This window comes from Streptomyces milbemycinicus (assembly GCF_002154605.1).
Taxonomy (GTDB): domain Bacteria; phylum Actinomycetota; class Actinomycetes; order Streptomycetales; family Streptomycetaceae; genus Streptomyces; species Streptomyces milbemycinicus.
Map to the genome: position 1 here is coordinate 1 of NZ_MUNE01000816.1, position 4,171 is coordinate 4,171.

The 4,171-nt window shown below is 70.7% G+C and carries 1 protein-coding gene; it reads left to right on the forward strand.

Features of this window, described 5'->3' with window-relative positions; all coding sequences use genetic code 11:
* Window positions 1-4,171: type I polyketide synthase (locus CCN51_RS46925; RefSeq protein WP_143676124.1), on the forward strand; the 4,171-nt coding region annotated here is incomplete at both ends.

The following is a 4,171-nucleotide window of genomic DNA, read 5'->3' on the forward strand; positions in this document are numbered from 1 at the left end:
CATCCCCTGTTGGGCGCGGCGGTCGGGTTGGCCGATGGTGAGGGGTTGCTGTTCACTGGGCGGATTTCTCTCCGTACGCATCCCTGGCTGGCCGACCACGCCGTCGGCGGCGCCGTGTTGCTCCCCGGTACGGCCTTTCTCGAACTCGCCCTCCAAGCCGCCGCCCATGCCGACTGCCGTCGGGTCGAGGAGCTTACGCTCCACACCCCGCTCGTCGTACCGGATAGCGCCGGCGTAGTGCTGCAGGTCACTGTGGCCGCGCCGAACGAAGCAGGAAACCGGGCGGTGGATATCTACTCGCGAATCGATGTCGGCGGCCTCACCGCCGATTCGGCTGGCGAGCCGTGGACGCGCCATGCCGCCGGGTACCTTGCCGACAAGCCTGACCCAGACTGCGGTGACTCGGCGGATGGTGTCATGCCCGCGGGCGCATGGCCGCCGCCGGGTGCGGTCGCCGTGGATCTGGAGGGACTGTACGAGCAACTGGCCGAGGGGGGTTTCCACTACGGTGCGGCCTTCCGTTGCCTGGACGCCGCCTGGCAACGCGGGGACGAGGTCTTCGCGACCGCGTATATGTCAGAGGATCAGCTGGGCGACACGGCTGCGGCTCGGTTCGCGCTGCACCCCGCGCTGCTGGATTCCGCACTGCACACCATTCCACTTTTGCCCTCCCTACGGGGACAACAGGACAGCGGGCTGCCGTTCACGTGGACAGGAGTCACCCTGCGTGCATCCGGGGCGACGGCTCTGCGCGTCCGGCTGAGGCCGGACGGCCATGGCCCGGGGGCGGTGTCGGTCGACGTGTCCGACGAGGCGGGTGAGCCCGTAGCATCGGTCCGGTCGTTGGCCCTGCGGCCGGTGACCAGGGCCGAGTTGCATACGGCCGAGTTGCGCACAGCCGCCCCGGTTGCCCCCCATGGCTCGCTCTTCGAGGTGCGATGGGAACCCGTCCCCCAGCCTTCAGCGGCCGAAGAAGCCGCCCCATGGGTGATGATCGGGACCGGGCCGACGCTGCGCCCGGTCGAGGACTTCGTCACTCCGCCGGAGCGGACGTACGCCGACCTGGCCGCGCTGTGCGTGGCAATCGCCGATGACGCGCCCGTTCCCCGGACGGTCGTGGCCTGGTCCCCAGCCGGGAGCGAAGACGAGTCGAGTGAGGCGCTGCGCCAGGCCACACACCACATGCTGGGCCTACTGCAGCAGTGGTTGGCGGACAGCCGGTTCGCCGACAGTCGCCTGGTGATCCTCACCCGAGCCGCGGTGGCCACTGCGCCGGACGAGGAGGTAGAAGACCTGGCGGGAGCGGCGGCGCGGGGTCTGATCCGCTCCGCCCAGTCGGAGCACCCTGACCGATTCGTCCTGCTCGACCTGGACGACCGTCCCGCTGACGCGAAAGACCACGACCGAATGCTGTCGATGGCCCTGGCCTGCGGGGAACCGGAAGTGGCCGTACGCGATGGAGCCCTGCGCACACCCCGGCTGAGCCCGCTGGCCGGCACCGCCACCGAGGCCATGGACGAGCATCCCTGGGATCAGGACGGCACCGTACTCATCACCGGCGGCACCGGCAGCCTCGGCGCCATGCTTGCCCGCCACTTGGTGGCCACCCATGGCGTACGGCATCTGATGCTGATCAGCCGACGTGGCCTCGACGCCCCGGGGGCCAGGCGACTGGGGGTCGAACTTGCGGAGCTCGGGGCGCAGGTGACGATCACCGCGTGCGATGCCGCAGACCAAAGGCAACTTGCGAACGTATTGTCGGAGATCTCCGTCGACCATCCGCTGACCGCTGTGGTGCATGCGGCAGGCGTACTGGACGACGGGGTGATCACATCCCTCACACCGGAGGGCCTGACCCATGTCCTGCGGGCCAAGGTCGATTCGGCGCTCAATCTCCACCAGCTCACACGCGACCTGCCGCTGTCCGCGTTTGTGCTCTTCTCCTCGCTGGCCGGGGTGATGGGTTCGGCAGGGCAGGGCAACTACGCCGCCGCCAACGCAGCCCTGGACGCGCTGGCGAGTCACCGGAGGGCCGCTCGGCTGCCGGCGGTGTCCTTGGCCTGGGGAGTTTGGGAGCAGACCGAGGGCATGACCGGGCAGTTGGAGGCCACGGACCACGCGCGGCTCCGCCGCTCGGGCCTGAGGCCGCTGGCCATCAGCGAGGGCCTGGAGCTCTTCGACAAGGCCCTGAGCTGTGGACACGCCCTGGTGGTGCCCGCCGCACTCAGCACGAGGGAGCTTCAGACATCCGGATCCGTCCCGCCATTCCTGCGCCACCTGACGGGTGTCGCTCCGGCCCGGCCGTCCCGGACCCGCGACGCCTCGGCCGGTGAGCCGACCTCCCTGCGGCGGCGGTTGACCGGCCTCGGGCCGGAAGAACGGCTACGCGAGGTGCTGCGGCTGGTGCGCTCCCGGGCGGCTGCGGTGCTGGGGCACGGCACGGCCGAATCGGTCCCGGCGGACTCGGCGTTCCGCGACCTGGGGTTCGACTCCCTCGCCGCGGTGGACCTGCGGAACCGGTTGCAGCAGGCCACCGGGCTGCGCCTGCCGGCCGGCTTGATCTTCGACCGGCCGCGTCCGGACGTGCTCGCCCGTTTCCTGTGTGACGAGTTGGCCGGCGCCGGCGGTACGTCGGCGGCCACGGCCGCCCCACCCGTTGCGGCCGTCGGCGGGGCAGCCGGCGAGCCGGTGGCCATCGTCGGCATGGCATGCCGGTTTCCGGGAGGTGTGCGGTCGGCCGAGGGCCTGTGGGATCTGGTCGCCTCCGGTATGGACGCGGTGGGTGACTTCCCCGCAGACCGAGGCTGGGAGGTGGAACGGCTCTACGACCCCGACCCGGACCGAACCGGCACCTCCTACACCCGGCAAGGCGGGTTCCTCTACGACGCGGGTGAGTTCGACGCGGCATTCTTCGGGATCGGCCCGCGTGAGGCGGTAGCCATGGATCCACAGCAGCGGCTGCTGCTGGAGATCTCCTGGGAGGCGCTGGAACGTGCGGGGATCGACCCGGCGTCGCTGCGGGGGAGTTCGACCGGGGTGTTCGCTGGGGTGATGTACCACGACTACGGCACCCGCCTGCGCGAGATCCCAGAGGGCTACGAGGGCTATATCGGCAATGGAAACGCGGGCAGCGTCGCGTCGGGACGTGTCGCCTACACCTTCGGCCTGGAGGGGCCGGCGGTCACCGTGGACACGGCGTGTTCGTCGTCCCTGGTCGCCCTGCATCTGGCCTGCCAGGCGCTGCGGTCAGGGGAGTGCTCCATGGCGCTGGCCGGCGGGGTCACCGTCATGTCCACCCCCACCACTTTTGTCGAGTTCTCGCGCCAGCGGGGACTGGCCCCGGACGGGCGGTGCAAGTCCTTCGGGGCCGGCGCGGACGGAACAGGCTGGGCGGAGGGGGCGGGGATGCTCCTGGTGGAACGGCTTTCGGACGCCCGGCGCAACGGCCACCGGGTCCTGGCGGTGGTACGGGGGAGTGCGGTCAACCAGGACGGGGCGAGCAATGGGCTGACGGCGCCGAACGGCCCGTCGCAAGAGCGGGTGATCCGCCAGGCGTGGGCAAACGCGGGTGTGGCCGCGATGGACATCGACGCGGTGGAGGGACACGGCACGGGGACGACGCTCGGTGACCCCATCGAGGCCCAGGCGCTGCTGGGGACGTACGGACAGGGACGGTCGGCCGATCGGCCGTTGTGGTTGGGATCGATCAAGTCCAACGTCGGACACACCCAGGCCGCCGCGGGGGTGGGCGGCGTCATCAAGATGGTGATGGCCATGCGCCACGGGCTGCTCCCGCAGACCCTGCACGCCGAGGAGCCCTCACCTCATGTGGACTGGTCGGGCGGGACGGTGCGGTTGCTGACCGAGTCGGTGGCCTGGCCCGAGCAGGGGCGGATGCGCCGTGCGGGCGTCTCCTCTTTCGGTGTCAGCGGTACCAACGCCCACGTCATCCTGGAACAAGCACCGCCTGCCGCGGAGACCCACGAACCGGCAGAGCCCAACACCGCGCCAGGCCCACTGCCCTGGGCGATCTCCGCGAAGAGCCCGCAAGCGCTACGTGCCCAGGCGCGCCAACTGCACACGTACCTGACCAACGCCCCCGAGGCGAACCCCGCCGACGTCGGCCACACCCTCGCGACGGGCCGCGCCTCTTTCGAGCATCGTGCTGTGG